21 protein-coding genes and 1 rRNA gene are annotated in these 22,651 nt (G+C 74.6%); 11 read left to right on the forward strand and 11 right to left on the reverse strand.

Annotated features, from left to right (window positions below; translation table 11 throughout):
• Positions 1-10: 10 nt before the first annotated feature.
• On the reverse strand, positions 11-2,356 hold the full coding sequence (locus RM572_RS24275) for a BTAD domain-containing putative transcriptional regulator (RefSeq protein WP_311675539.1): 2,346 nt from the start codon (positions 2,354-2,356) through the stop codon (positions 11-13).
• A gap of 96 nt (positions 2,357-2,452) precedes the next feature.
• Here RM572_RS24275 and RM572_RS24280 point away from each other — a divergent pair, with 96 nt between their 5' ends.
• The 4 genes from RM572_RS24280 to RM572_RS24295 all read left to right on the forward strand — a co-directional run bounded on the left by RM572_RS24280 (position 2,453) and on the right by RM572_RS24295 (position 5,484).
• Positions 2,453-2,707 carry a hypothetical protein gene (locus tag RM572_RS24280; protein WP_311675540.1) on the forward strand — a complete coding sequence of 85 codons (255 nt, stop codon included), beginning with the start codon at positions 2,453-2,455 and terminating at the stop codon, positions 2,705-2,707.
• 75 nt (positions 2,708-2,782) lie between these two features.
• Complete coding sequence (locus RM572_RS24285; protein WP_311675541.1) at positions 2,783-3,529, forward strand: hypothetical protein; 747 nt, start codon at positions 2,783-2,785, stop codon at positions 3,527-3,529.
• A gap of 25 nt (positions 3,530-3,554) precedes the next feature.
• The gene (locus RM572_RS24290) at positions 3,555-4,235 is read left to right on the forward strand and encodes a hypothetical protein (RefSeq protein WP_311675542.1); all 681 of its coding nucleotides are present in this window, start codon (positions 3,555-3,557) and stop codon (positions 4,233-4,235) included.
• A 133-nt stretch (positions 4,236-4,368) separates the two neighbouring features.
• Positions 4,369-5,484 (forward strand): S1 family peptidase, encoded by a 1,116-nt coding sequence (locus tag RM572_RS24295; RefSeq protein WP_311675543.1) that lies wholly within the window; start codon positions 4,369-4,371, stop codon positions 5,482-5,484.
• A 100-nt stretch (positions 5,485-5,584) separates the two neighbouring features.
• Here RM572_RS24295 and recN read toward each other — a convergent pair whose 3' ends face one another.
• A complete protein-coding gene (gene recN, locus RM572_RS24300) occupies positions 5,585-7,327 on the reverse strand; it encodes a DNA repair protein RecN (protein ID WP_311675544.1) in 1,743 nt (580 codons plus the stop codon).
• Between the two features lie 234 nt (positions 7,328-7,561).
• On the opposite strand from recN, the gene RM572_RS24305 reads away from it, so the two are divergent.
• The 4 genes from RM572_RS24305 (at position 7,562) to RM572_RS24320 (ending at position 10,724) form a co-directional block, all read left to right on the forward strand.
• Positions 7,562-8,095: a WXG100 family type VII secretion target gene (locus RM572_RS24305; RefSeq protein ID WP_311675545.1), complete on the forward strand. Its 534-nt coding sequence runs from the start codon at positions 7,562-7,564 to the stop codon at positions 8,093-8,095.
• A gap of 129 nt (positions 8,096-8,224) precedes the next feature.
• On the forward strand, positions 8,225-9,823 hold the full coding sequence (locus RM572_RS24310; RefSeq protein WP_311675546.1) for a peptidoglycan-binding protein: 1,599 nt from the start codon (positions 8,225-8,227) through the stop codon (positions 9,821-9,823).
• 14 nt (positions 9,824-9,837) lie between these two features.
• Positions 9,838-10,305 carry a protease inhibitor I42 family protein gene (locus tag RM572_RS24315; protein ID WP_311675547.1) on the forward strand — a complete coding sequence of 156 codons (468 nt, stop codon included), beginning with the start codon at positions 9,838-9,840 and terminating at the stop codon, positions 10,303-10,305.
• Positions 10,306-10,316: 11 nt separating this feature from the next.
• Entirely contained in the window at positions 10,317-10,724 is a 408-nt protein-coding gene (locus RM572_RS24320; protein ID WP_311675548.1) for a hypothetical protein, read from the forward strand.
• Here the strand turns inward: RM572_RS24320 and RM572_RS24325 are convergent.
• The 6 genes from RM572_RS24325 to RM572_RS24350 form a co-directional block, all read right to left on the reverse strand.
• Positions 10,721-11,668, reverse strand: a complete 948-nt coding sequence (locus RM572_RS24325; protein WP_311675549.1) for an NAD kinase — start codon at positions 11,666-11,668, stop codon at positions 10,721-10,723. The genes RM572_RS24320 and RM572_RS24325 overlap by 4 nt on opposite strands.
• On the reverse strand, positions 11,665-12,486 hold the full coding sequence (locus RM572_RS24330; protein ID WP_311675550.1) for a TlyA family RNA methyltransferase: 822 nt from the start codon (positions 12,484-12,486) through the stop codon (positions 11,665-11,667). Before RM572_RS24330 ends, RM572_RS24325 begins: the two co-directional genes overlap by 4 nt.
• Positions 12,487-12,493: 7 nt before the next feature.
• Complete coding sequence (locus tag RM572_RS24335; RefSeq protein ID WP_311675551.1) at positions 12,494-13,042, reverse strand: hypothetical protein; 549 nt, start codon at positions 13,040-13,042, stop codon at positions 12,494-12,496.
• A gap of 85 nt (positions 13,043-13,127) precedes the next feature.
• Positions 13,128-13,886 (reverse strand): ABC transporter ATP-binding protein, encoded by a 759-nt coding sequence (locus RM572_RS24340; protein WP_394813699.1) that lies wholly within the window; start codon positions 13,884-13,886, stop codon positions 13,128-13,130.
• Positions 13,887-14,076: 190 nt separating this feature from the next.
• On the reverse strand, positions 14,077-15,117 hold the full coding sequence (locus RM572_RS24345; protein ID WP_311675552.1) for a FecCD family ABC transporter permease: 1,041 nt from the start codon (positions 15,115-15,117) through the stop codon (positions 14,077-14,079).
• A complete protein-coding gene (locus tag RM572_RS24350) occupies positions 15,114-16,172 on the reverse strand; it encodes a FecCD family ABC transporter permease (RefSeq protein WP_311675553.1) in 1,059 nt (352 codons plus the stop codon). The genes RM572_RS24345 and RM572_RS24350 overlap by 4 nt, the downstream gene beginning before the upstream one ends.
• Before the next feature lie 128 nt (positions 16,173-16,300).
• On the opposite strand from RM572_RS24350, the gene RM572_RS24355 reads away from it, so the two are divergent.
• Positions 16,301-17,338 (forward strand): ABC transporter substrate-binding protein, encoded by a 1,038-nt coding sequence (locus tag RM572_RS24355; RefSeq protein WP_311675554.1) that lies wholly within the window; start codon positions 16,301-16,303, stop codon positions 17,336-17,338.
• A gap of 22 nt (positions 17,339-17,360) precedes the next feature.
• The gene (locus RM572_RS24360; protein ID WP_311675555.1) at positions 17,361-18,227 is read left to right on the forward strand and encodes a siderophore-interacting protein; all 867 of its coding nucleotides are present in this window, start codon (positions 17,361-17,363) and stop codon (positions 18,225-18,227) included.
• Positions 18,228-18,300: 73 nt separating this feature from the next.
• Here RM572_RS24360 and RM572_RS24365 read toward each other — a convergent pair whose 3' ends face one another.
• Positions 18,301-19,326 (reverse strand): HAD hydrolase-like protein, encoded by a 1,026-nt coding sequence (locus RM572_RS24365; protein ID WP_311675556.1) that lies wholly within the window; start codon positions 19,324-19,326, stop codon positions 18,301-18,303.
• Positions 19,327-19,419: 93 nt separating this feature from the next.
• On the opposite strand from RM572_RS24365, the gene RM572_RS24370 reads away from it, so the two are divergent.
• On the forward strand, positions 19,420-20,730 hold the full coding sequence (locus RM572_RS24370; RefSeq protein ID WP_311675557.1) for a DUF1015 domain-containing protein: 1,311 nt from the start codon (positions 19,420-19,422) through the stop codon (positions 20,728-20,730).
• Between the two features lie 111 nt (positions 20,731-20,841).
• Here RM572_RS24370 and RM572_RS24375 read toward each other — a convergent pair whose 3' ends face one another.
• Both RM572_RS24375 and rrf read right to left on the reverse strand, forming a co-directional pair.
• On the reverse strand, positions 20,842-21,603 hold the full coding sequence (locus RM572_RS24375; protein ID WP_311675558.1) for a tetratricopeptide repeat protein: 762 nt from the start codon (positions 21,601-21,603) through the stop codon (positions 20,842-20,844).
• Between the two features lie 930 nt (positions 21,604-22,533).
• A 5S ribosomal RNA gene (gene rrf / locus RM572_RS24380) occupies positions 22,534-22,650 on the reverse strand.
• Between the last annotated feature and the right edge of the window lies 1 nt (position 22,651).

Below are 22,651 nucleotides of genomic sequence, written 5' to 3' on the forward strand. Positions count from 1 at the left end.
TGCTGCGGGTTCATCCGACCGCGCCGGGCCGCCGGTCTCCCGTGATCGCCGTGTAGAGCCGCTGGGTGGCGGGCGAGGGTTCGGTCGCCAGCTCCTCCCGCAGCCGTTCGCGGAGCAGCAGGTAGCTCCGTACGGCCTCGGCGCGTCTGTCCTGCCGTGCGCAGACCTCCATCAGGACGCGCCAGGCGCGCTCGCGCAGCGGGTCGCGGCCGATGACGCGGCGGGCGTGCACTTCGGCCTCCTCGCAGGCGCCGGCGGCGAGGAGGTCCGCGGCGTGCTCCTCCAGCGTCCACAGCCAGTCCAGCGCGAGCCGTTCGCGTTCCCGGCGGACCCAGTCCTGGCCGAAGCCGGGGAGGAGGTCGCCCCGGTACAGGGCCAGGGCGTCCCCGCAGGCCTGGCGGCGCGCTCGGCCGGTGCTGCTCCGGGCCGTCCCGACCTGGGCCTCGAACCGCGCGAAGTCGGTGGTGACGCGCACCTCGTGGGCGATGCGGTAGGAGCCGGCACGGTGCTCCACGTAGTTGGCGTCGGGGCGCCAGGGCGGGCGCAGGGCGTGCCGGAGGAGACGCATGGTGCTGCGCAGACGCACCTCGGTGCGGCGCACGTCGTCCTCCGGCCAGAGGAGGTCGAGGAGTTCGTCGCGCGTGGCGCCGCCGTTCGCGGCGAGGTACACGAGGATGAGCTGCGCGTGCAGCGACGTCCACCGGTCGGGCGGCACGGGCGCGCCGGCCCGGACCTCGTAGCCGCCCAGGCACAGCAGGTCGAGGCCGGGCAGCGGTTCGGCGGCCGCAGCGGTCATCGTCTCGTCGACGCGGGCGCGTACGGCCGCGCTGTCGTCGTGGTGGCCGGCCAGCAGCGCGTACGCCCGCGGAGTGGGCCGGGCGGAGAGCGCGGCGACGGCCCAGGTGCGTACCCGCTCGTCCGGGGAGGCGAGCAGGTCGGCGGCGAGGGGTGCGAGGGAGTCGTCCCCGCCGCCTTCGGCGGCGGGGAGTGCGGCGGCCACGCGGTCGGCGACGGGTGGGAGGAGGCTGCGCAGCCGCCCGGCGATGAGCGGGGTGAGGCCGGGGTAGCGACCCATGTCGGTGACCAGTGTGGTGACGTGGCCGGCCAGCGCGTCCATGTCGCCGCGGTCGTGGGCGTGCCGGGCGGCGACGGTGTGCCAGCGCAGCGACTGGTGGCGGTCGCCGTAGCGGCGGAAGAGGGCACCCGCTTCGGCGAGGAGGCCAGCGCCGGCGGCGGCGCCATCGATGTCGGCGAGTTCGAGGAGGCAGACTCCGAGCGTCCACCGGTCCTGCTGCGTGCGGGCGACGTGCACGGCGGTGCGCGCGGTGTCGGCGGCGCGGCGCGGGCTGTGCGGGCGTTCCAGGCGGGCCCTGGCCAGCAGGACGTCGGCGCGCAGCAGCGAGGAGGAGCCCGTCCGCAGGGCGCGCAGCGCCCGGTCGCAGGCGTCCAGCGCGGCCGTGGTCTCGCCGCGGTGTCCGAGGGCGACGGCCTGGTTGTACTCGGCGAAGCAGACGGCGTGCGGTACGTGCAGCCGGTGGCCCTCGTGCAGGGCGCGCCGGGCGTGACCGTGGGCCTCGTCGTGGCGTCCCTGCCAGTTCAGCACGAACGCCAGGCAGTTAAGGGTGCGGGGCAGGCCGAGTTGCAGGCCGTACTCCTCGGCGAGGGCGAGGGCTTCCTCCAGCAGGGCCTCGGCGTGGTCGAAGTCGCCACGGCGCAGCGCGACGAGGACGGCGGCGTTGGCCAGCACATGGCGCTGTCCCTCGGCGTCGGCGCGCCGCTGGAAGGTGCGGAGCTGGATGCGCAGGAGGGTCTCGGCGCGGTCGAGTTCGCCGTGGGCGCTGTGCACGAGGGCCTGCCCCTCGCGGAGTTCGTCCCACGCGGGGTCGTCGGAGACGGTGCCGGAAAGGAGCCGGGAGGCACGGTCGAGGAGGCGCCGCGCCTCGGGGATGTCGCCGCGGTACCAGGCGAGGACTCCCTGGGCGGTGACGACCTGGGCGAGGTCGGGGGCGGTGCCGTGGTCGGTCGCGAGCCGGTGGGCGCGCCGGTAGCAGGCGGCGGCCCGCTGCCAGGCGGTGAGTTCGGTCCAGGCGGTCCCCGCCCGCAGCAGCAGGTCGAGGTCGGTGTGGGCCTGGGCGGGAGGGAGCGCGTCGAGGAGTTCCAGGAAGCTGCGGACCGCGCCGCTGTCGCAGAGCGGTTTGGCGAGCGTGCGCAGCTCGGAGAGCGCCCCGTGGTGGTCGCCGCGTGCGGCGGCGCCCCGGCAGCGGGCGACGTCTCCGTCGGCCGCTCCGGGCCGCCCGGTGAGGTCGTGCTGAGGGTGCTGGAGTCCGGTCCCCGGCTCCCGGCGCTGCGGTTTCACTGTCGTTTCACCTCCGGTCGCCACCCTTCCCGCTGCGCGTGTCATGTACGCGCAGCGGGTGGGGACGGGCGTGGCCGGAGGAGTGAGGAGAGCGCTGTGCGCGAAGCGACGGACGACCGCGCCCGGCGAACGGCGGGGCGGCGCCTGCGGCGTCACCTGCCGCCCCTGCTGATCGCCGTCGCGTGCGCGGTCTCCGGCGTGGCCGCCCCGCTTCCGGGCACGCCCGGACAGGCGCCGCAGCACGCGGCCGCGTCGTCACCGGGGCCGCAGCGCACCCCTGCGGCGGCCCGCTACACGCTGGAGCTCGACGCCGACGCGTCCGGCGCCCGCTGGAGCAACGACCGCCGCTGAGCCCCCGACCGGACAGACCCCGGGGCATGCGCCCCGGCACACCCCCGACACGCCCCCTGCAGAGAAGGAGACACCGTGAGGGACCACCCCGCGCCGTCCGCACGGCCCCGCAGACCGCTCGGACTGCGGGCCGCCTGGACGGCCGTACTGCTGCTGGTGGCCGCGCTGCTGGCACCCACCGCGCAGGCCTCGCACCACAACACCAGCTCGCACCAGACGCACGTCAACTCCATGCACTACACCTCGGCGGGCGGCGGCGCGGCCGGGCCGCTGGACGAGCAGTACTGCGCGCAGGTCTACGGCAGCTCCTACCTCTCGCACGCCCAGGCCCGGAATTTCCTGGAACAGACCCTGGCCGGCCAGGGCGACCGCGACTGGGACGGCACCGGCGGCTGGCGCATCGACCTGTGGCTCGCGCCGAACCCGTGCACCTCCTACCCCACCCAGGAGCGGGCGGAGATCGAGCTGGAGTACCACTACGCCGCCGACTGGAGCGACGTGTGCGGCGGCAGCTACGGCTACTACAACTGCGCCGTCAGCCAGAACCCCGTCTACAACTCCGACTACGGCCACACCGACTACCGGTGGAAGGTCATGTACATGGTCGACAGCACCGGCGGTGCACTCGACAACGTGGGCCGCGCCTTCATCAACCACGAGACGGGCCACGCCTGGGGCCTGCTCGACCCGCGCTGGGACGGTGACTGCCACACGCCCAGCATCATGCACGGCAGCTACACCTACGGCTGCCAGAACTGGACCAACTGGTGGCCCAGTTCCTACGACTACGACTCCGTCGTCGCCTCGATGAACGGCAACTGACCCCCGCCAGGAAGGACGATCACCGATGCTTCGACGCCTCCGCATCCGCAGGAGAACGGCCCTGCACCTGGCCGCCATGGCGGCCGTACTGGGCGCCGCCACCGCCGCACTCGGGCACGGCGCCGCTCCCGCGCACGCCGAACTGACCCCGGACAACGGCCTGCTGGTGAGCACCCGCGAGGACTTCCGCATGTGCGTGCACACCGCCGACGGAGTGGCCGACCCGGCGCGGGCGCGCGCCGACCTCGCCGCCGGACTCGCCCGCACCCAGCAGCACCCCGACTGGCGTGCCGCCTTCGGCGCCGCGCCCTCCTCCGCCCGCGCGGCGACCGCCGCCGACTGCCCCGACGTGACACTGCCCGCCCGCATCGACCGCACCACCCTCGTCGGGCCCGGCGTCACCGAGGAGCCGAGCCCGTACCGCACCTGGGTGCACGTGCTGGACGACCGGACCGCCGACCGGCTGCTCGGCGAGGGCGTTCCCGCGCTCTCCGTCACCGCCGAGGCGCTGCCCGACGGCGAACGCCACGCGGCGACCGTCTCCACCGCCGTACTGGTGCGCCGCGACCACCTGGACGACAAGCGGTTCCAGCTGGGCACGCTGACCCGCGCCGTCGGCCTTCAGCCGCAGCAGGCGCCCCCGGCCGGCATGCACGGGCCCGCCACGGTCAAGGAGCACGCCCCGGCCGGGCAGACCGCGGAGTGAACCGGCACCCGGCACCCGGGCCTGCCCGGGTGCCGGGGGTCTGCACCGGCACTCCGACCCGGTCGTCCCGCGCCTCTGAACCGCTCGTGGGCGCCTCCGCGCCCTCGCCCTCCCGGAGAAGAGAGGATCCTCCATGTCGCAACGACGTCTCCGCCGTACCTCCCGTGCCCTCCGCACGGCCGTCGCGGCTCTGGCCGGATGCGCCGTACTGGCCCTGCCCGCCCCCGCGGTGGCCGCGGGCGAGGTGCCCGGTCACGCGCCGAGCGTCGAGCACGCCGCGCTCACCTCGCTGGCCGCCGAGGAGGGGGTGAGCAGAGCCGAGGCCGCGGAGATCCTGCGCAGACAGGACGACGGCATCCGGGCCCTGGACCGTCTCACCGCCGAACTCGGCCGGCAGAGCGCGGGCGCGTACCTGGACGACCGGGGCCACCCGGTGGTCAACGTCCTCGGCGACGCCGCCGCCGACCGGGTCCGCGCGGCCGGCGCCACCCCGAAACGGGTCACCCGCAGCACCGCCGAACTGCGCGCGGTCAGGGCCGCGCTGGAGAACCTGCCCGCCGTCGCGCACACCACGACAGCCACCGACCCCGTCACCCAGCAGGTCGTCGTCACCCTCACCGACGCCACCGACGTCCGCGCCGCCGCACGCCTGCGCGCCGCCGCGGCCGAACACGGCGACGCCGTACGCGTCGAGGAGACCCGCGGCAAGATGAGCCCGGCCATCCGGGGCGGCGCCGCCATCACCGGCGGCGGCATCCGCTGCTCCGCCGGCTTCAACACCCGCAAGAACGGCCGGAACTACATCATCGACGCCGGCCACTGCACCAAGGGCGTCGCCAACTGGAGCGGCATAGGCCCGTCCGTCGGGGCCAGCTTCCCCGGCAACGACTACGGCCTGATCCGCAACCGCCACAGCAACGCGCCCGGCGTCGTCACCCTCTACAACGGCGACGTGCAGCGCATCGACCGGGCCGGCGCCGCCCGCGTGGGCCAGCGCATCTGCAAGAGCGGCAGCACCACCGGCCTGACCTGCGGCACCGTGCAGCGCACCGGCGTCACCGTCAACTACCCGCAGGGGCAGGTGCGCCAGCTCGTCCAGACCGCCGCCCGGGTGAACTCCGGCGACTCCGGCGGCGCCCTGTTCGACGGCCGCACCGCGCTGGGCATCACCTCCGGCATGGGCGGCGGCAGCTCCTTCTTCCAGCCCGTGCGTGAGGTCCTCAACCGCTACAACGTCCGCCTCAACTGAACACGACTCACCGACGGCCGCCGCACCCCGGGTCCGTCGGCGGTGCGGCGGACGGCCGGCCCTCCCTGCGGTGGCCGGTCGTCCGCGGCGTGGCACACGGTCACGCCTCGGCGCGGGCGGCCTCCAGCAGTTCCTCCGCGTGCGCCCGCGCCAGCTCCGAGTCCTCCTGGCCGGCGAGCATCCGCGACAGCTCCCGCACCCGGTCCTCCCCGTCCATCGCCTGCACGCCGCTGCGCGTGACGCTGCCGTCGTCGGTCTTCTCCACCACCAGGTGCCGGTCGGCGAACGCCGCCACCTGCGGGAGGTGGGTGACGACCACGACCTGCGCGGAACGGGCCAGCCGCGCCAGCCGTCGCCCGACCTCGACCGCCGCCTTGCCGCCCACCCCCGCGTCGACCTCGTCGAACAGGTACGTCGGCACCGGGTCCGAGTCCGCGAACACGACCTCGACGGCCAGCATGACCCGGGACAGTTCGCCTCCGGAGGCGCCCTTGGCGACCGGCCGCGGCGGCGCCCCGGGGTGCGGGGCGAGCAGCAGCTCCACCTCGTCGGTGCCGTGCGGCCCGTAGGCGTAGGCGCCGCCGTCGATCTCCAGACCCTGCGGGTCCTCCGTGCGGCGCAGCGCGAACGACACCCGGGCGTGCGGCATGGCCAGTTCGCCCAGCTCGCCGGTCACCGCGGCCGCGAACCGTTTCGCCGCGCCCGTGCGTGCCTCGGTGAGCTGTGCGGCCAGACCGGCCAGCTCGGTGCGCAGTGCGTCGCGTTCGGCGGCGAGTTCACCGATCCGGTCGTCGTCGCCCTCGAGTTCGGTGAGCCGGGTTGCGCTGCGTTCGGACCAGGCGAGGACGCCCGCGATGTCGTCGGCGTACTTGCGGGTGAGCTGCGTCAGAGCGGCACGGCGCTCCTCGACCGCGGCGAGCCGGAGCGGGTCGGCGTCCAGGTCGTCGGCGTAGCCGGCGAGTTCCCCGGCGACGTCGGTGAGCAGGATGGACACCTCGCTCAGCCGGTCGGCGAGAGCGGCCAGCGCCGGGTCGTGGGCGCGTACCGCCTCCAGCGCGCGGTGGGCACCCGCGACCAGCGCGTTCGCGTCCACGCCCTCGGGATCGGCGGGGTCGCCGGCGAGCGCGCCGTGCGCCGTGGCGGCGGCCGAGGCGAGGGCCTCGGCGTGGCCGAGGCGTTCCGCCTCGGCGGCCAGCTCGTCGTCCTCCCCCGCGCGGGGCTCGGCGGCGGCGATCTCCTCGATGCCGAACCTCAGGAGGTCGGCCTCCTGCGCCCGCTCGCGGGCCCGGGTGGTCAGCTCCTCCAGCTCCAGCGTGACGGCGCGCAGCCGCTTGTAGGCCCCGCCCCAGGCGGCGAGCGGCACGGCGACGGCGTCGCCCGCGTACCGGTCCAGCGCCTGGCGCTGGCGGGAGGGGCGCAGCAGCCCCTGCTGGTCGGTCTGGCCGTGCACCGCGACCAGGTCGTCACCGAGGTCGGAGAGCAGCCCGACCGGGACGGACCGGCCGCCGACGTGGGCCCGGGAGCGGCCCTCGGCCGAGACGGTACGGCTGACCAGCAGCGCGTCCTCGTCCAGTTCGGCGCCCGCCTCGGCGGCCCGTACGGCCGCGGGTGCGTCCGGCGCGACGACGATGCGGCCTTCCACGACCGCGGACCTGGCCCCGACCCGCACCAGGGCGGCGTCGGCGCGGCCGCCGAGCAGCAGGCCGAGGCTGGTGACGACCATGGTCTTGCCCGCGCCGGTCTCGCCGGTCACCGCGGTGAAACCGGGCGACAGCTCGACGACGGCGTCGTCGATCACGCCGAGGTCCTTGATCCGCATCTCCTGCAACACGGATACGACCATACGAGGTTCCCTGCCGGAAACCACCCCCGGCCGTCGTACGCCGCCCCTGCGGGGCCCTCCGCACGCGTGCACGAGTCACGGCGGCACGTCCGCCCGCGCCGGGCGTGTCGGCACGGCAACGGCACCTGACCTGCACCAGGTGTCCGTGGTCATGACACCGAGTACGGGTATGCTCATGATCGGCGTACCGGGGCCGAGGGGGCGTGCCGGTCGGAGCGAGCAGGGGGACGCGGCATGTCCGGCGGGGCGGGGAACGGGTACGAGGTCCGGAAGAGCGGCATGGCCGGCGAGGCCGGCAAGCTCGACCGGGCGGGCGACGACGTCGGCGACATCCGCAAGGCCGTCGACATGCAGGTGTGCTACCCGGCCGACACGCTGGGCGGCTCGGACTCGGGCCCGGCCCACGACGGCTTCGCCGACGCCTGGCAGGCCGAGGCGAAGGTGCTGGAGGCCGCGTTGCACGAGCTGGCGGACAAGGTCCGCATCTCGCAGCAGAACTACCAGGGCGCCGACGTCTTCGCGCAGAACGGGCTGAACTCGGCCGCCGGCGGAGACGGCCTGACGACGATGCCCACCCCGGCCACGCTCCCCCACCCGGGGATCACCGGCGGACCGGCGCCCGGCGAACGCCCGGCGGTCATCGGCGAGCCGCCGCTCGTGAGCGGTCCCGCGCCCGGCGAACGCCCCGCCGCACTCGGCGACCCACCCCTCGTCGGCGGACCCGCACCGGCCACGCACACGCCCCCGGGCCTCGCCGACTTCGGCTGAGCACCACCACAGCAGGCCTCACCGCACCTCCGCACCTCCCGTCGTGCGCCGCGACGGCCGCGCCCGCCGCGGCCGGCCCGGTGCGCGCGTCCGCCGTCACCCACCCACCACCCACGGGGCGAACACGTCATGGCCGCAGCAGGCGAATCCACCACCGACCGCAGGGAAGCCATAGCCGGACACCGGAAGTCCGTCTCCGACGCCGGGGACAAGAACGCCCTGCTCGACGCGATCGGCAAGCTGCTCGACGTCTCGGCACCCGTCGGCTCCCCGAGCATGCTGGACGGCATCGCGAAGACCTACAAGAGCCAGGCCGACGACGCCGGGGACGTGCAGACGCGCGTCGAAGCGGTGGCCAGGTCCGGCCTCCCCTCGGTCTGGGTGGGCAGCACGGGCGCCAAGGCCGCCGAGGTGGTGGCGGCCGCCGGCCGTTCCGCCGAGCAGATGGAGGAGGCGTTCCGCAAGGCGTCGAAGGCGCTGTACGACCTGTCCGACGCCCTGACGTCCGCGCAGTCGACCGACGAGTCCGGCCGCGGCCAGCTGCGTCAGGCCCGCACCATCCTCGGCGGCGAGGACGGCTTCTTCGACGACTGGGTGGAGAAGGACGCCGAGGAGGAGGAACGCAAGCGCGCCCAGAAGATCGCCGTCGGGGGCGCCGACGAGCTGCACGCGGCGGCCGTCAAGGCGGACGACGCGGCGCGGACGGCCGCGCGGGTGCTCAACAAGTTCGCCTCCGAGGCGCGCGCCGGACAGATGCGGACGGACGAGATCTCCGCCGCCGACCGCCTCGTCCTCGCCGACATCGGCCAGGTCGGCGGCCCGCTGGAGCAGAACGAGCTCCTGACGGCCAACGACCTGGAACGGTCGGGGCGTCACCTGGAGAAGATGAGCCCGCAGGAGCAGGCCGCGTTCGAACGGATGCTCGCCGACTCCGGGTCCCCTCAGGAGCGCGCCTACCTCGTCAAGGCACTCGCAGCCGGCTACAGCCTCGACGAGGTCGAGGAGTTCCGCGACAAGATCCACGACAAGGACCCGGTCTGGCTCCAGGAACACCTCTCGCCCATCACGACGGCTGGCGACAGCCTGGTCGATGAAGGAACGGCCGCGGACGGGTCCAACAACAACAAGGACCAGCAGACCTTCAACGGTGAGCGGTGGTCCCAGGAGGGGTCGACGTGCGTACCGTCCACCGTGGTGACCGCTCGCGCCCTGGTCGACCCCGTTTACGCGCTGGAACTGACCGGCGGGCCCTCGGGGCAGGAGGACGACCCGGAGGCGTTCCGGGAACGCCTGGGCGACGAGCAGACGCGTCTCCACGAGGACGGCGACGGAAACTACGAGTACGGCCTGTTCGGCGAACCGTCGGGGATGGACAACGACGGCAAGACCGAGATCTCGAACAACGAGATCAGTCCGCACACCGGCAGCGAGTACGAGCTGCAGGAGGTCCGCAGCGAGGACGCACGCCGGGACGTGCTGCCGGAGATCGAGAAGTCGGTCGCGGAGGGCAAGCCCGTACCCATCGGCGTCGAGGGGTACAACGAGGACGGTGACCGCAGCGGCCACTCGATGATGATCATCGGTCAGCAGGGCGACATGCTCCAGGTGTACAACCCCTGGGGCACCACGACCTGGGTGAGCGAGGACGACTTCGTCAACGGGAACATGCAGAAGGCCTCTGACAACGACCTGCCCGACGCCTACGCCGTCCACCTGCCCGCCGAATGAGAAACGAGAGCATCGTGCGATTCGTCCGACACCGAGCCGCCTGGGCCCTCCTGCCGGTCGCAGTCCTCTCCGGCTGCGGCCTCGGCGGGCCCGACGAGTACGAGCTCGGAGAGAGCAGCGTCCAGGCGGAGGTGGGCGAGGAATTCGTCCTGTCCGCTCCCGTCTCCCTCGCCATGGGCGAGAACTGGTACATCACCTCGCCCGATCCGGACTCCGGCGTCGTCCGGTCGACGGGTACCGACGAGGAACGGGGGGACGACAGCGGCCCGCAAGGGGCGTCTGAAGGCACGTACCACTTCCGCTTCGAGGCGGTCGGGAAGGGCACCACGAAGATCCGCCTCATCCAGTGCCCCTACACCGCCTGCACGGGCGGCGGCGACATGGGCGGGCCGGTCGTGCCCAGCCCGGTCCCGAGCGGGAGTCCCACGCCCGACGCCGAGGACCGGGCGAAGATCCACACGTACACCGTGACCGTGAAATGACCGAGGCGCGCATGAACTCCGCATCCACTCCCCCGCCCCCGTCGCGGACCGACGACGAGCTGGCGCAGGCCGATCCGGCGGCGATGCTGCGCTACGGACTGTCGTTCGGCGGGCCGCACCGCACCGCGCTGTTCGGCGACGGCGCCGTCGGTGCCGCCGTGCGCCTGGACCGGCTGGGCGTGCCGCCGCGCGCGGTGGCGTTCCTCGCCAAGGTCGTCCGCAGCGGCGGCGCCCGCTACGCGGCGGAACTGGAGGAGCCCGTGCCGGGCGAGGCCGCCGCGGAACAGGTCCGGGGCTGGCTGGAGACGGCGGCCGCGGTCGTCACCGGGCCGGACGGCGACGAGCAGGCCGCGCGCTGGCTGGAGGCCGTCGCGGAGATCCTCTCCCTCCGCGTCACGACCCGCCGCGCCGCCTCCTAAGGCCGGCGGGCGCCACGCCAGCCGGCCACCGGGAGGGCGAACTTCGCGACCAGGCGGTCCGTGAACGAGGCGTGGTGCAGCCGGGCGAGTCGTACCGGGACGGCGCCGCGGCGGACCTCCACCCTGGCGCCGGCGGGGAGTTCGACGCTGCGGCGCCCGTCGCACCACAGGACGCCGTGCGGGGTCTGCCGCTGCACCTCCACGGCGAGCACCGAGTCGGGCGCGGTCACCAGCGGCTTGGCGAACAGCGCGTGGGCACTGATCGGCACCATGAGCAGGGCCTCGACCTCGGGCCACACCACGGGGCCGCCGGCCGAGAAGGCGTAGGCCGTGGAGCCGGTGGGCGTGGCGCAGACGACGCCGTCGCCGCCGAAGCCGGTGACGGGCCGGCCGTCGACCTCGGTGACGACCTCCAGCATGCGTTCGCGGGCGGCCTTCTCGACGGACGCCTCGTTGAGCGCCCAGTCGGTGTGCACCACCTGGCCGTCGTTGCGGACCAGCACGTCGAGCGTCATGCGCTCCTCGACCTCGTAGCTGCGGCCCACGACCCGGTGCACGACGCGGTCCAGGTCGTCGCGTTCGGCCTCGGCGAGGAAGCCGACCCGGCCGAGGTTGACGCCGAGCATGGGCACGCCCGACGCGCGCGCGAACTCCGCGCCGCGCAGCAGCGTGCCGTCTCCGCCGAGCACGACGAGCAGTTCGCAGCCGTCGAGCACGTCGGGGGCCGCCTCGACGGTCTCCACGGCGGGGGGCAGCGGCATGTCGCTGGCCTCGTCGCCCAGCACGCGCACGCCGATGCCGTTGCGCAGCAGTCCCTGGACCACGAGTTCGGCGCTGCGGACGGCGGCGGGCCGCCCGGTGTGCGCCAGCAGGAAGACGGTGCGGGTGGCGTCGGCCTCCGCGCTCGTCCCCGGGGTGGTCGTCTCGGTCGCCTTCGTCGTCACTGGGGCCCCTCCGCCACCGCTCGTTCGACGTCCGCCGGGTCCAGCTTCGGTGCACCGGCGCGCAGCCACAGGAAGTACTCGACGTTCCCGGACGGCCCGGGCAGCGGGCTGGCGGTGACGCCGCGCACGCCGAGGCCGAGGTGCGCCGCCCGTTCCGCCACCGTCCGCACGGCCTCCGCGCGCAGGGCGGCGCTGCGCACCACGCCGCCGCTGCCGAGCCGTTCCCTGCCGACCTCGAACTGCGGTTTGACCATCAGCAGCAGGTCGGCGTCGGGTGCGGCGCACCGGACGAGCGCGGGCAGCACGAGTCCGAGCGGGATGAACGACAGGTCGCCGACGACCAGGCCGACGGGCCGGCCGTCCACGTCCTCCACGGTCATCTCGCGTACGTTCGTGCGGTCCTTGACGGTGACGCGCGGGTCGCTCTGGAGGGACCAGGCGAGCTGGCCGTAGCCGACGTCGGCGGCGACGACGTGTCCGGCCCCGGCCCGGAGCAGCACGTCGGTGAACCCGCCGGTGGACGCGCCCGCATCCAGCGCGCGGCGGCCGGTCACCTCCAGACCCTGCGGGCCGAAGACCTCGAGGGCGCCGGCGAGCTTGTGGCCGCCGCGGGAGACGTAGTCCGGGTCGGCGTCGTCCTCCCGGACGACGAGTGCGGCGCTGGTCTCGACCTGGGTGGCCGCTTTGGTGGCGGTCGCACCGCCGACGGTCACCCGCCCCTCGGCGATCAGCCGGCTCGCGTGCTCGCGGGAACGGGCGAGCCTGCGGCGCACCAGTTCCGCGTCGAGTCGCTTGCGTTGCGGGCGGGTCGCAGCCACGTGCGGGTCAGCTCCTGGTGTCGTGCCGGTCGAGCGCGGTCAGCGTGTCGCGCAGGCCGCGGTGCACATCCTCGTACACCTCGAGGTGGCCGGACACGGCGAGGTGGTCGGCGTCCTCCAGGCGCCGGAGCTGCGCGTCCACGTCGGGGTCGCCGGTCTGCTCGGTGCGCACGCCGAGCGGCTGCGGGCCGTGGTCGTCCTCGTCCGGGCGGCCGTCGTGGTGCGCGTCGAGGCCGTCGTGGTGCGCGTCCGCACGGGCGTTCGCGGGGGTCGCCGCCTGGGGCGTGCCGGACTCGGTCGCCTCGGGCTCGGTGGCTTCTGGCCCGGGCGCCTCCGGCCCGGACGTCCCCGGCGCGGGGGCCTCCGGAGCGGGCGCCGGCTCCGGCTCCGGCGCGGCGGGAGCGGGCGGGTGCGGACCCGCGCCGCCGTGCGTGCCCAGCGGGCGGCGCACGGGTCCGGGCGCCCCCGGTCCGTGCGGCGGCGGGCCCGGCAGCGGGCGGGGGCCGGGACGGGGTCCGGGCTGGTCCGGGGCGTCGCCGGGCGTCGCGTCGTTCATGGGGGCGACGCTACCCGGTCGGGGCGGGCGGTCGCGCGGCCCGTCGCGCCGACGGCGCAAAGTCGCCCCCATGTGCGGGAGGCGGCTATCGCCGGCGGGCGGCCGGGACGACCAGGGGGGTGCCGGTCTCCGGGTCGTCGATGACCCGGCACGGCATGCCGAAGACGTCCTCCACCAGGTCCGCCGTGACGACGTCCTGCGGCCGCCCCTCGGCCACGACGCGGCCGTCGCGCATCGCGATGAGGTGGGTCGCGTACCGGGCGGCGTGGTTGAGGTCGTGCAGGACGGCCACCACCGTGCGGCCGTCCTCGTGCAGCCCGGCGCAGAGGTCGAGGATGTCGATCTGGTGGGCGATGTCCAGGTATGTCGTGGGCTCGTCGAGCAGCAGCAGCGGCGTCTCCTGGGCCAGCACCATCGCGATCCACACCCGCTGCCGCTGGCCGCCGGAGAGCTCCTCCACGAAGCGGTCGGCCAGCGCGGAGACGCCTGTGGCGGCCATGGCCCGGTCGACGATCCGCTCGTCCTCGCGCGACCACTGGCGCAGCAGGCTCTGGTGCGGGTAGCGGCCGCGTCCGACGAGGTCGGCGACGGTGATGCCGTCCGGGGCGAGGGAGGACTGCGGCAGGAGGCCGAGGGTGCGGGCGACCTGCTTGGCGGGCAGCGCCGCGATGTCGCGGCCGTCCAGCAGCACCCGGCCCACGGCGGGCTTCAGCATCCGGGACAGGGCGCGCAGCAGCGTGGACTTGCCGCAGGCGTTGGGGCCGACGACGACGGTGAAGGACTCGTCGGGGACGGAGACGGACAGCTCGCGGGCGATGGTGCGCTGGTCGTAGGCGAGGGTCATGTCCACCCCGGCGAGCCGGGTGGCGTCGACGCCGCCGGCCGCAGGGGGCTCGCCCTTCGTCATCCGGACGCCCGGGCCGGTGCCGGTGAACTGCTTCATGTCGCGGGTCCTCTTCCTGTGCCCGTCCGTCCGGGCGTGCGGGGGCGGCGGGTCGGGCGGCGGGTGTCCGCCGTGGGCGGGCCGGCGGGGGTCATATCCGTCCCGCCCTGCGTTCGGTGGCCAGCAGCCACACCAGATACGCGCCGCCCGCGACGCCGGTGACGACGCCGACGGGCAGGGTGTGTCCGGGTATCAGGCGCTGGGCGGCGAGGTCGGCGACGACCAGCAGCGCGGCGCCCATGAAGAGCGCCGGCAGCAGGTTCGGCCCGGGGGCGCGGGTCAGGCGCCGGGCGAGCTGCGGCGCGGTCAGGGCGACGAAGGCGACGGGGCCGGCGGCGGCCGAGGCGAAGGAGACCAGCAGGACGGCGGCGGTGAGCACCGTCAGGCGGACGTGTTCGACCGCTATGCCCAGGCCGGAGGCCGCGTCGTCGCCCATCTCCAGCATGCGCAGCGGCCGCGCGCAGTACAGCAGGACGACCGGCAGCAGCACGACCAGCGCGACGAGCAGGGGCAGGGCGTCCTCCCAGCCGCGTCCGTCGAGGCTGCCGGTGATCCACAGCACGGCGCGCCCGGCTTCGAGGATCTGGGCGCGTGTGAGCAGGTAGCCGTTGACGCCGGTGAGGATGGCCATCACGCCGATGCCGACGAGGACGAGGCGATAGCCGTGCACGCCCTGCCGCCAGGCGAGAAGGTAGATGAGCAGGCCGGTGGCGAGTCCGCCGAAGACGGCGCCGAAGGCGAGCGCGGTGCTGCCGCCGCCGATGAGGACCACGGCGGTGAGGGCGCCGGTCGCGGAACCGCTGGTGAAGCCGAGCACGTCGGGGCTGCCGAGCGGGTTGCGGACCACGGTCTGGAAGACGGCGCCGCCGAGGCCGAACGCGGCGCCCACCAGGAGGGCGGTGGCGGTGCGGGGCAGGCGCAGCTCCTCGACGACGAACTCGTCGCCGGGCGCGCCGGAACCCGTCAGGACCCGGAGTACGTCCAGGGGGTTCATCGGGTAGTCGCCGCTGCCCGCGGCGATCGCGAACACGGCGCCGGCCAGGGCGAGTACCGCGCAGCCGGTGCCGACGGCCAGGGCGCGGGGCCGGAAGACGACGGAGAAGCTCCCTGCGGCGGCGCGTTTGACGCTCATGCGCGGGCCACCTTCCGCCGGGTCACGAAGTACAGGAACAGCGGGCCGCCGAGCACCGCGGTGACGATGCCGACCTGGAGTTCGGAGGGCCGGGCGAGGAGGCGGCCGGCCACGTCGGCGGCCAGCAGCAGGACGGGGGCGAGCACGGCGCAGTACGGGAGCATCCAGCGCAGGTCCGGGCCGGTGAGCGCGCGGACCATGTGCGGGACCATCAGGCCGACGAAGACGATGGGACCGCAGGCGGCGGTGGCGGCGCCGCAGAGCAGCGTCACGGTCACCATGGCGCCTCTGCGGACCTCCGCGGGACGGGCACCGAGGGCCCGCGCGGAGTCGTCGCCCAGCGCGAGGGCGTTGAGCGGGCGGGCCAGGGCGAGGGCCCCGACCGTGCCGATCACGACGAACCACCCCAGGCTCTCGAGGATTTCCGGCCGTGTCCCGGCGAGCGAGCCGACCGTCCAGAACCGCATCAGGTCCAGCGACGAGGTGTCCAGCAGCATCACGGCGTTGACGTAGCTGAACAGGGCGGCGTTCAGGGCGGCACCGGCGAGCGCCAGGCGTGCCGGGGTGGCGCCGCGTCCGCCGCCGACGGTGTAGACCAGGACGGCCACGGCGGCGGCTCCGGCGAAGGCGAACCACACGTAGCCGGAGAAGCCGGTGATGCCGAGGAACGAGAGGGCGGTGACGACGGACGCGGCGGCGCCGGCGTTGATGCCGAGCAGGCCGGGGTCGGCCAGCGGGTTGCGGGTCAGGGCCTGCATCACCCCGCCCGCCAGCCCCAGCGCGGTGCCGACCATGAGGCCGAGCAGCGTGCGCGGCAGCCGCATGTCGTGCACGACGGTCCAGCTCCCGGACGTGTCGTCGGTCAGGCCGGCCCACACCTCGTCGAGGGTGAGGGCCTTGGCGCCCAGGGCGACGCTCAGGGCGAGCAGCACGCAGAGCAGCACCAGCGAGACGAGGAGGCCGGCGGCGCGCACGGCGTTCCGCCCGCGGGGCGGCCGGGTGCCCGGCGATGCCGCCTGGGGCGACTCCGGCGGCGGGGACTTGGTCAGCGACACGTACGCGGCTCCGGTCGGGGCCCGGTGACGCGACTCACCCGGCCACGGGGACAGTGCTTTGTTAGGTTAACCTAACCTCGCACGCGGACCCTGCGGTCCCCCCAGCACGTCCCAGGAAGGCCCCTGCCATGTCTCAGCCCCGAACGTCCACTCCCACCAGGCGCGGCGTCCTCGCGGCGGGCGGCGCCGTCGGCCTCGGCGCTCTGCTCGCCGCCTGCGGCGACGGCGGCACGTCCGGGAAGAGCGGCGACTCGGGCGGAAACGGCGGCGGCTCCTGGTCGTTCACCGACGACCGTGAGAAGAAGGTCACCCTGGACGCGGTACCGGACCGGATCGTGGCCTTCACCGGCACCGCCGCCGCGCTGCACGACTTCGGCATCGACGAGCAGGTCGTCGGCGTCTTCGGCCCGACGAAGCTGCCGAACGGCAAGGCCGACCCGCAGGCCGGCGACCTCGACGTCGACCGGCTGGAGATCATCGGCAACGCCTACGGCGAGTTCAGCATCGAGAAGTACGCCAAGACCCGTCCCCAGGTGCTCATCACCAACATGTACGAGCCGGGTGCGCTGTGGTTCGTGCCCGAGGAGAGCAAGGACAAGATCGTCAAGCTGGCGCCGACCGTCGCGATCACGGCGTCCCGCACCTCGCTGAAGAACGTCATCGGCCGCTACGCGGATCTGGCCGAGTCCCTGGGCGCCGACCTGAAGGCGCAGCAGGTCACCTCCGCCAAGGCGCGTTTCGAGAAGGCCGCCGAGCGGCTCCGCAGGGCCGCGAAGGCGAGCGGCGGCCTGAAGGTCCTGGCCTGCTCGGGCAGCAAGGACCTCTTCTACGCCTCCAACCCGGGGATGAGCGCCGACCTGATGTTCTTCCAGGAACTCGGCGTGCAGCTCGTCACGCCGGACAACCTGGACGAGGGCGGCTACTTCGAGAGCCTGAGCTGGGAGAACGCCGACAAGTACGACGCCGACCTGCTCTTCCTCGACGACCGCACCGCGACGCTCCAGCCGGAGCAGCTGAAGGCCAAGCCCTCCTGGCGCGACCTGCCCGCGGTGAAGGCCGGCCAGGTCACCCCGTGGTCGAGCGAGCCGCGCTTCTCCTACGCGGGCTCGGCTCCGCTGGTGGAGCGCCTGGCGAAGGCCGTCGAGGACGCCGCGAAGGTCGGCTGACCCCCGCACGGAAGGAATCCGTATGAGTGCCGCCGCCCGCGAAGCACCCGCGCCCGCCGCGCCGTTCGCGTTCTTCGAACTGCACGTGGTGCGCACCCGCCGGCTCGGTCCGACGATGCTGCGCGTGACCCTCGGCGGCGAGGCCATGGCGGGCTTCGCGAGCGGGGGGAGCGATCAGAGCTTCTCACTGTTCCTTCCGCATCCCGGCCAGTCCGCACCCGTCGTGCCGACGGGAGCGGACTGGTTCGCCCGCTACCGCGCGATGGACCCGGAGGAACGGGCCGTGATGCGCGCCTACACCGTCCGCGCCCAGCGCGCGGACGAGTTGGACGTCGACTTCGCCCTGCACGGCGACGGCGGTCCGGCCTCGCGGTGGGCGCGGACCGCCGGCCCGGGCGACCGGGTGACGCTGCTGGGTCCGGTGGTTCCGGACAACAAGAGCGTCTGCTTCCGGCTCCCGGACGACGCCGACTGGGTGCTGCTCAGCGGTGACGAGACGGCGCTGCCCGCCCTCGGCGCCATCCTGGAGTCGCTGCCCGCGGGGCTGCCGGCCCGGGTGTTCGTGGAGGTTCCCGAGGCGGGCGACCTGACGGAACTGGACACTGCGGCCGATGCCGAGATCACCTGGCTGGTCCGGTCCGGCCGTTCCGGGCACCGTACGGACGTGGCGGTGGAGGCCCTGCGGTCGGCGGCGCTGCCGCCGGGAGCGCCGTACGCCTGGATCGCGGGCGAAGCGGGCACGGTGCGCGCGCTGCGTCGCCATCTGGTGAACGAGCGCGGGTTCGCGCGGCGTGCCGTGACCTTCGGCGGCTACTGGCGGCTCGGCGCCTCGGAGGAGAAGCTCACCGCCGAGGCCGAGGCCGGCCTCGCCCGCGTCCCGGAGGACTGACCCCGCCCGCAAGCACCGCCCGGCTGCGGCCGCGCCCGTACGAGACCGCGCCCGCGCGGGACGGCCCCCGCCGTCACCAGCCCAGGCGGGCCAGTGCCTTGGCGGAGTCGAGGTCGCAGCAGCCGTCGCCCCCGGCCGCCCAGGCGGCGCCGCACAGGGCGCGCAGGCCGTCGACGGGGTCGCCGCCGCCCTCCAGGGCGAGCGCACCCTCCGCCGCGCGTGCGCGCCAGCCGCCGCAGCGGAAACCGGTCACCGGGTCGCCGGTGGTCCCGGGGTGCGGGGCGAGCAGCCCCCGCAGGTCCGCGGCGACATAGGCGGGCCGGTGCGGCGGCGGGGCGGCCAGGAGTTGCGCCCCGTCCGTCACCCCCGTCATCACCAGCAACGCGTCCACGCCGCCGGCGTGCGCGCCCTCGATGTCGGTGTCGAGCCGGTCGCCGACCACCAGCGGCCGTTCGGCGCCGGTGCGCAGGATCGTCTCGCGGTGCATGGGCGGCCGCGGCTTTCCGGCCACCTGCGGTTCGGGAGCGTCCCGCATCCACCGGGTGGCGATCCGGACGACCTCCACGGCGGCGCCGTTGCCGGGGGCGATGCCCCGTCCGCTGGGAATGGTGAGGTCGGTGTTGGAGGCGTACCAGGAGGCACCGCGTCCGACGGCAAGAGCGGCCTCGGCGAGACGTCCCCACGCCAACTCCGGCCCGCCGTAGCCCTGCACGACGGCGGCCGGGTCGTCGTCCGCGGACTCGACGGTCTCCAGGCCTCGTTCGGTCAGCGCCACGCGCAGCCCGTCGCCGCCGACGCACAGCACGCGTGAGCCGGGCGGAAGCTGCTCGGCGACGAGACGCGCCACGGCCTGCGCGGAGGTGATCACTTCGTCCGCGGCGGCGGGCACGCCGAGACGGGCGAGGTGGTCGGCGACGGTCTGCGGGGTACGGGCGGCGTTGTTGGTGACGAACGCCCGCCGCATCCCGTCCCGGCGGGCGGCGGCGAGCGCCTCGACGGCGTGCGGCACCGCGGCGCCGCCGGCGTACACGACGCCGTCCAGGTCGAGCAGGGCGGTGTCGTACGCCTGGCTCAGTGCCGTCTCGCAGGCTCGCAGCATGGTTCTTCCCTGGTCTTCGGTCGGGTGTCTTCCCCACCGATCATCGCGTACCCGCCCCCTGGCGCCGTGCGCCGGTCCGCATAGCATTCCGGGATGCGCACTGACGGCAACGACGCCCACGACGCCCCCGCCCGGGCCACCGACGGCCTGCGGCTGCTGCCCTTCCGCGGACTGCGCTACGTCCCGGAGCGCGTGAGTTCGCTCGCCGCGGTGACGTCCCCGCCGTACGACGTCATCGTGCGCCCGGACGGTGTGCTGCACCTGGAGACGGCCGACCCGTACAACATCGTGCGGCTGATCCTGCCGCACACCGTCGACCCGGCCGCGCGGCACCGCAAGGCCGCCGACACGCTGCACCGCTGGCGCGGGGAGGGCGTGCTGGCCGCCGACGGGACACCGGCGCTGTACGTCTACGAGCAGCGGCGCGGGGAGGTGCTGCAACGTGGGCTGATCGGCGCGCTGCGCCTGGACGGGCCGGTGCTGCCGCACGAGGACGTGGTCCCGGAGATCGTCGCCGACCGGGCGGCGCTGATGCGGGAGACCGCGGCCAACTTCGAGCCGCTGCTGCTCGCCTACCGGAGCGAGGGCACGGTCACGGGGGCGACCGCCGTGATCGAGGGCGCGCTGACCCGGGCGCCGCTGCTGACGACCACCACCGAGGACGGTTTCGCGCACCGCCTGTGGTCCGTGACCGACCCGGCCGAGATCGACGCGGTGTGCGCGGATCTCGCCTCCCGGGAGGCGCTGATCGCCGACGGGCACCACCGCTGGGCGACGTACCAGCGGCTGGCCGGGGAGCACCGCGGCGGAGACGCCGGGGCGTGGGCCAGCGGCCTGGTGCTGCTGGTCGACTCGGCCCGCTACCCGCTCCAGGTGCGGGCGATCCACCGGGTGCTGCCGCGGTTGCCGCTGGGCGACGCGCTGGCGGCGCTGGACGGGGTGTGCCGGGTGCGGGCGGTGGACGGGCCGCTGCCTGCGGCGCTGGAGACCCTGGCCGGGACGCCGGGCAACGCCTTCCTGCTCTCCGGCGGGGGTTCGGCGGGAACCGGCGCGTTCCACCTGGTGGACCGCCCGGACCCGGACCTGCTGGCACGCACGGTCCGCAGCGACCGGCCGGAGACATGGCGACGGCTGGACGCGACGGTCCTGCACTCGGCGCTGCTGGACGCCGTATGGCGGGTCCCGGACCGGCCGTCGGACATCTCCTACCTGCATTCGGCGGAGGACGCGGTGGAGCAGGCGGGTCAGCACGGCGGCACCGCCGTGCTGCTGCGCCCGGAGCGTGAGGAGACGGTGCGCCAGCTGGCCGGGCAGGGCGTCACCATGCCGCGGAAGTCCACCTCGTTCGGGCCGAAGCCCGCCACCGGTCTGGTGCTGCGCGACCTCGCGGACGAAACCGGCTGAGGCCGGCTCCAGCTCGTCGGCACGCTGGACGACCCGATCGTCCGGTTCGCCTGGCACCGGGGGCGTGGGGGGGGGGGGGACCCTGTCGGTCCGCCCCCTCCACACGTCGCCTCAGTCCTGCGGCGGCTGCTCGCCGGAGTCGCCGTCGGCGCTCTTCGGCTCGGCCGCGGGCTCGGCCGCCGTAGTGCCTTCCGGGGCCTCCGGGGCCTCTTCCCTCTCGTCCTCCTCCGCGGCTTCCTCGTCGAGCGCGTCGAGGAACTCCACGCCGTCGAGTTCGGCCAGCCGGTCGGATGCGTCGGTGAGTCCGCCCTGGTCGGCCTCGAGCGCCCGGGCGAACCAGTCACGGGCCTCCTCCGTCCGGCCCACCTCGAGCAGGGCGTCGGCATAGGCGTACCGGAGACGCGCGGTCCAGGGCTGCACGGAGTTCGAGGCCAGTTCCGAGCTCTGCAGCGTCACCACGGCCGCGTCGGCCTGGCCCATGTCCCGACGGGCGCCGGCCGCGACGATGCGCATCTCGACCTGTCCCGCCTTGTCGAGCTTCCGCACCTCGGACTCCCCGGCCATGGCCAGGGCACGCTCCGGGCGCCCCATCCCGCGCTCGCAGTCGGCCATCACCGGCCACAGGTGAACACCGCCGGTCATCCGCCGCGCCGCACGGAACTCGGCCAGCGCCTCCGCGTACTTGCCGACACCGTACGAAGCGAAGCCCGCCGCCTCGCGGACCGCCGGAACGCGGGAGGCGAGGCGCAGTGCCACGCGGGAGTAGCCGTAGGCCTGCTCGGGTTCCTCGTCCAGCAGCCGCCCGACCATCACGAGGTTCTTGGCCACGTCTTCGGCCAGGGTCTTGGGGAGGCCCATGAGCTCCTGGCGCACGTCACGCGGCACTTCCTCACCGGTGACGTCCTCCGGGATCGGCAGGCGCCGCAACGGCTGGCCGTCACCGCGCGAGCCGCCCCTGCGGTCGTCACGGCGGCCACCGCCCCTGCGATCGTCACGTGGGCCGTCCCTGCGGTCGTCACGGCGGCCACCGCCCCTGCGATCGTCCTGCCCGTCCCGGCCACGGAAACGGTCATCGCGCCGGAAGCCTCCGCGGTCGCCGCCCGGACGGCCGCGCTCGCGGTCGTCACGGCGGTCACGGCCTTCGGTGCGCCGATCATTGCGTCGATCCTCCCAGCGCCCGCCTTCGGAGCGCCGGTCGGTGCGCCGGTCGTCGCTACGACGTCCGGCGCCACGGTCCTCCCAACGGCCGCTCCTGCGGTCGTCCCGACGGTCGCCGGAGCGCTCGTCGCGCCGGTCACGGCCACGGAAACGGTCGTCGTCCCGACGGGTGTCGCGCCGGAACCCACCCCCGTCGTCACGTCGGGGGCCGCTGCGGTGGCTCGGCCGCTCGCGGTCGCCGTAACGACCGCGGTCGCGGTCGCGGTCGCCGTAACGGCCGCTGTCGCGCCCGCCGTCACGGCCACGGTCACCGTAGCCGCTGCGGAAGCCTCGATCACGGTCCGAGCGGCGGTCGCTCTCGCCACCGCGGCGTTCGTCGTCGCCCCGCCGGCCCTCGCCGTAGGGGCGCCGGCCGCCCCTGTCGTCGCGGCGGAATCCGCCACGGTCGTCACCGTCCCTGCGCGGGCGGCGCGGACGGTCGTCACCCCTCCGCGGCGGCCCCTGGCGGCGGGGACGCGCGGAATCGTCGTCGGACGAGTTGGTGGACATGGGGTGTGACTCCTGTCTGAGATTTCCCTGGGGAAGAACGCAAAAAAGCCGGTGGCTCCAGCGCATGTACGCTGGAGCCACCGGCTCTCAATGATTGTTCGGCGGCGTCCTACTCTCCCACGAGGTCCCCCTCGCAGTACCATCGGCGCAATGAGGCTTAGCTTCCGGGTTCGGAAAGTAACCGGGCGTTTCCCTCACGCTATGACCACCGAAA

The organism is Streptomyces hazeniae, from assembly GCF_031845485.1.
Lineage (GTDB): Bacteria > Actinomycetota > Actinomycetes > Streptomycetales > Streptomycetaceae > Streptomyces > Streptomyces hazeniae.

Excerpts from the sequence above, each read along its gene's own strand:
- RM572_RS24290 (WP_311675542.1), top strand. The coding sequence starts at position 3,555 with ATGCTTCGACGCCTCCGCATCCGCAGGAGAACGGCCCTGCACCTGGCC.
- RM572_RS24295 (WP_311675543.1), top strand. The coding sequence starts at position 4,369 with ATGTCGCAACGACGTCTCCGCCGTACCTCCCGTGCCCTCCGCACGGCC.
- recN (WP_311675544.1), bottom strand. The coding sequence starts at position 7,327 with ATGGTCGTATCCGTGTTGCAGGAGATGCGGATCAAGGACCTCGGCGTG.
- RM572_RS24305 (WP_311675545.1), top strand. The coding sequence starts at position 7,562 with ATGTCCGGCGGGGCGGGGAACGGGTACGAGGTCCGGAAGAGCGGCATG.
- RM572_RS24310 (WP_311675546.1), top strand. The coding sequence starts at position 8,225 with ATGGCCGCAGCAGGCGAATCCACCACCGACCGCAGGGAAGCCATAGCC.
- RM572_RS24320 (WP_311675548.1), top strand. The coding sequence starts at position 10,317 with ATGAACTCCGCATCCACTCCCCCGCCCCCGTCGCGGACCGACGACGAG.
- RM572_RS24335 (WP_311675551.1), bottom strand. The coding sequence starts at position 13,042 with ATGAACGACGCGACGCCCGGCGACGCCCCGGACCAGCCCGGACCCCGT.
- RM572_RS24340 (WP_394813699.1), bottom strand. The coding sequence starts at position 13,886 with ATGACCCTCGCCTACGACCAGCGCACCATCGCCCGCGAGCTGTCCGTC.
- RM572_RS24345 (WP_311675552.1), bottom strand. The coding sequence starts at position 15,117 with ATGAGCGTCAAACGCGCCGCCGCAGGGAGCTTCTCCGTCGTCTTCCGG.
- RM572_RS24355 (WP_311675554.1), top strand. The coding sequence starts at position 16,301 with ATGTCTCAGCCCCGAACGTCCACTCCCACCAGGCGCGGCGTCCTCGCG.
- RM572_RS24360 (WP_311675555.1), top strand. The coding sequence starts at position 17,361 with ATGAGTGCCGCCGCCCGCGAAGCACCCGCGCCCGCCGCGCCGTTCGCG.
- RM572_RS24365 (WP_311675556.1), bottom strand. The coding sequence starts at position 19,326 with ATGCTGCGAGCCTGCGAGACGGCACTGAGCCAGGCGTACGACACCGCC.
- RM572_RS24370 (WP_311675557.1), top strand. The coding sequence starts at position 19,420 with ATGCGCACTGACGGCAACGACGCCCACGACGCCCCCGCCCGGGCCACC.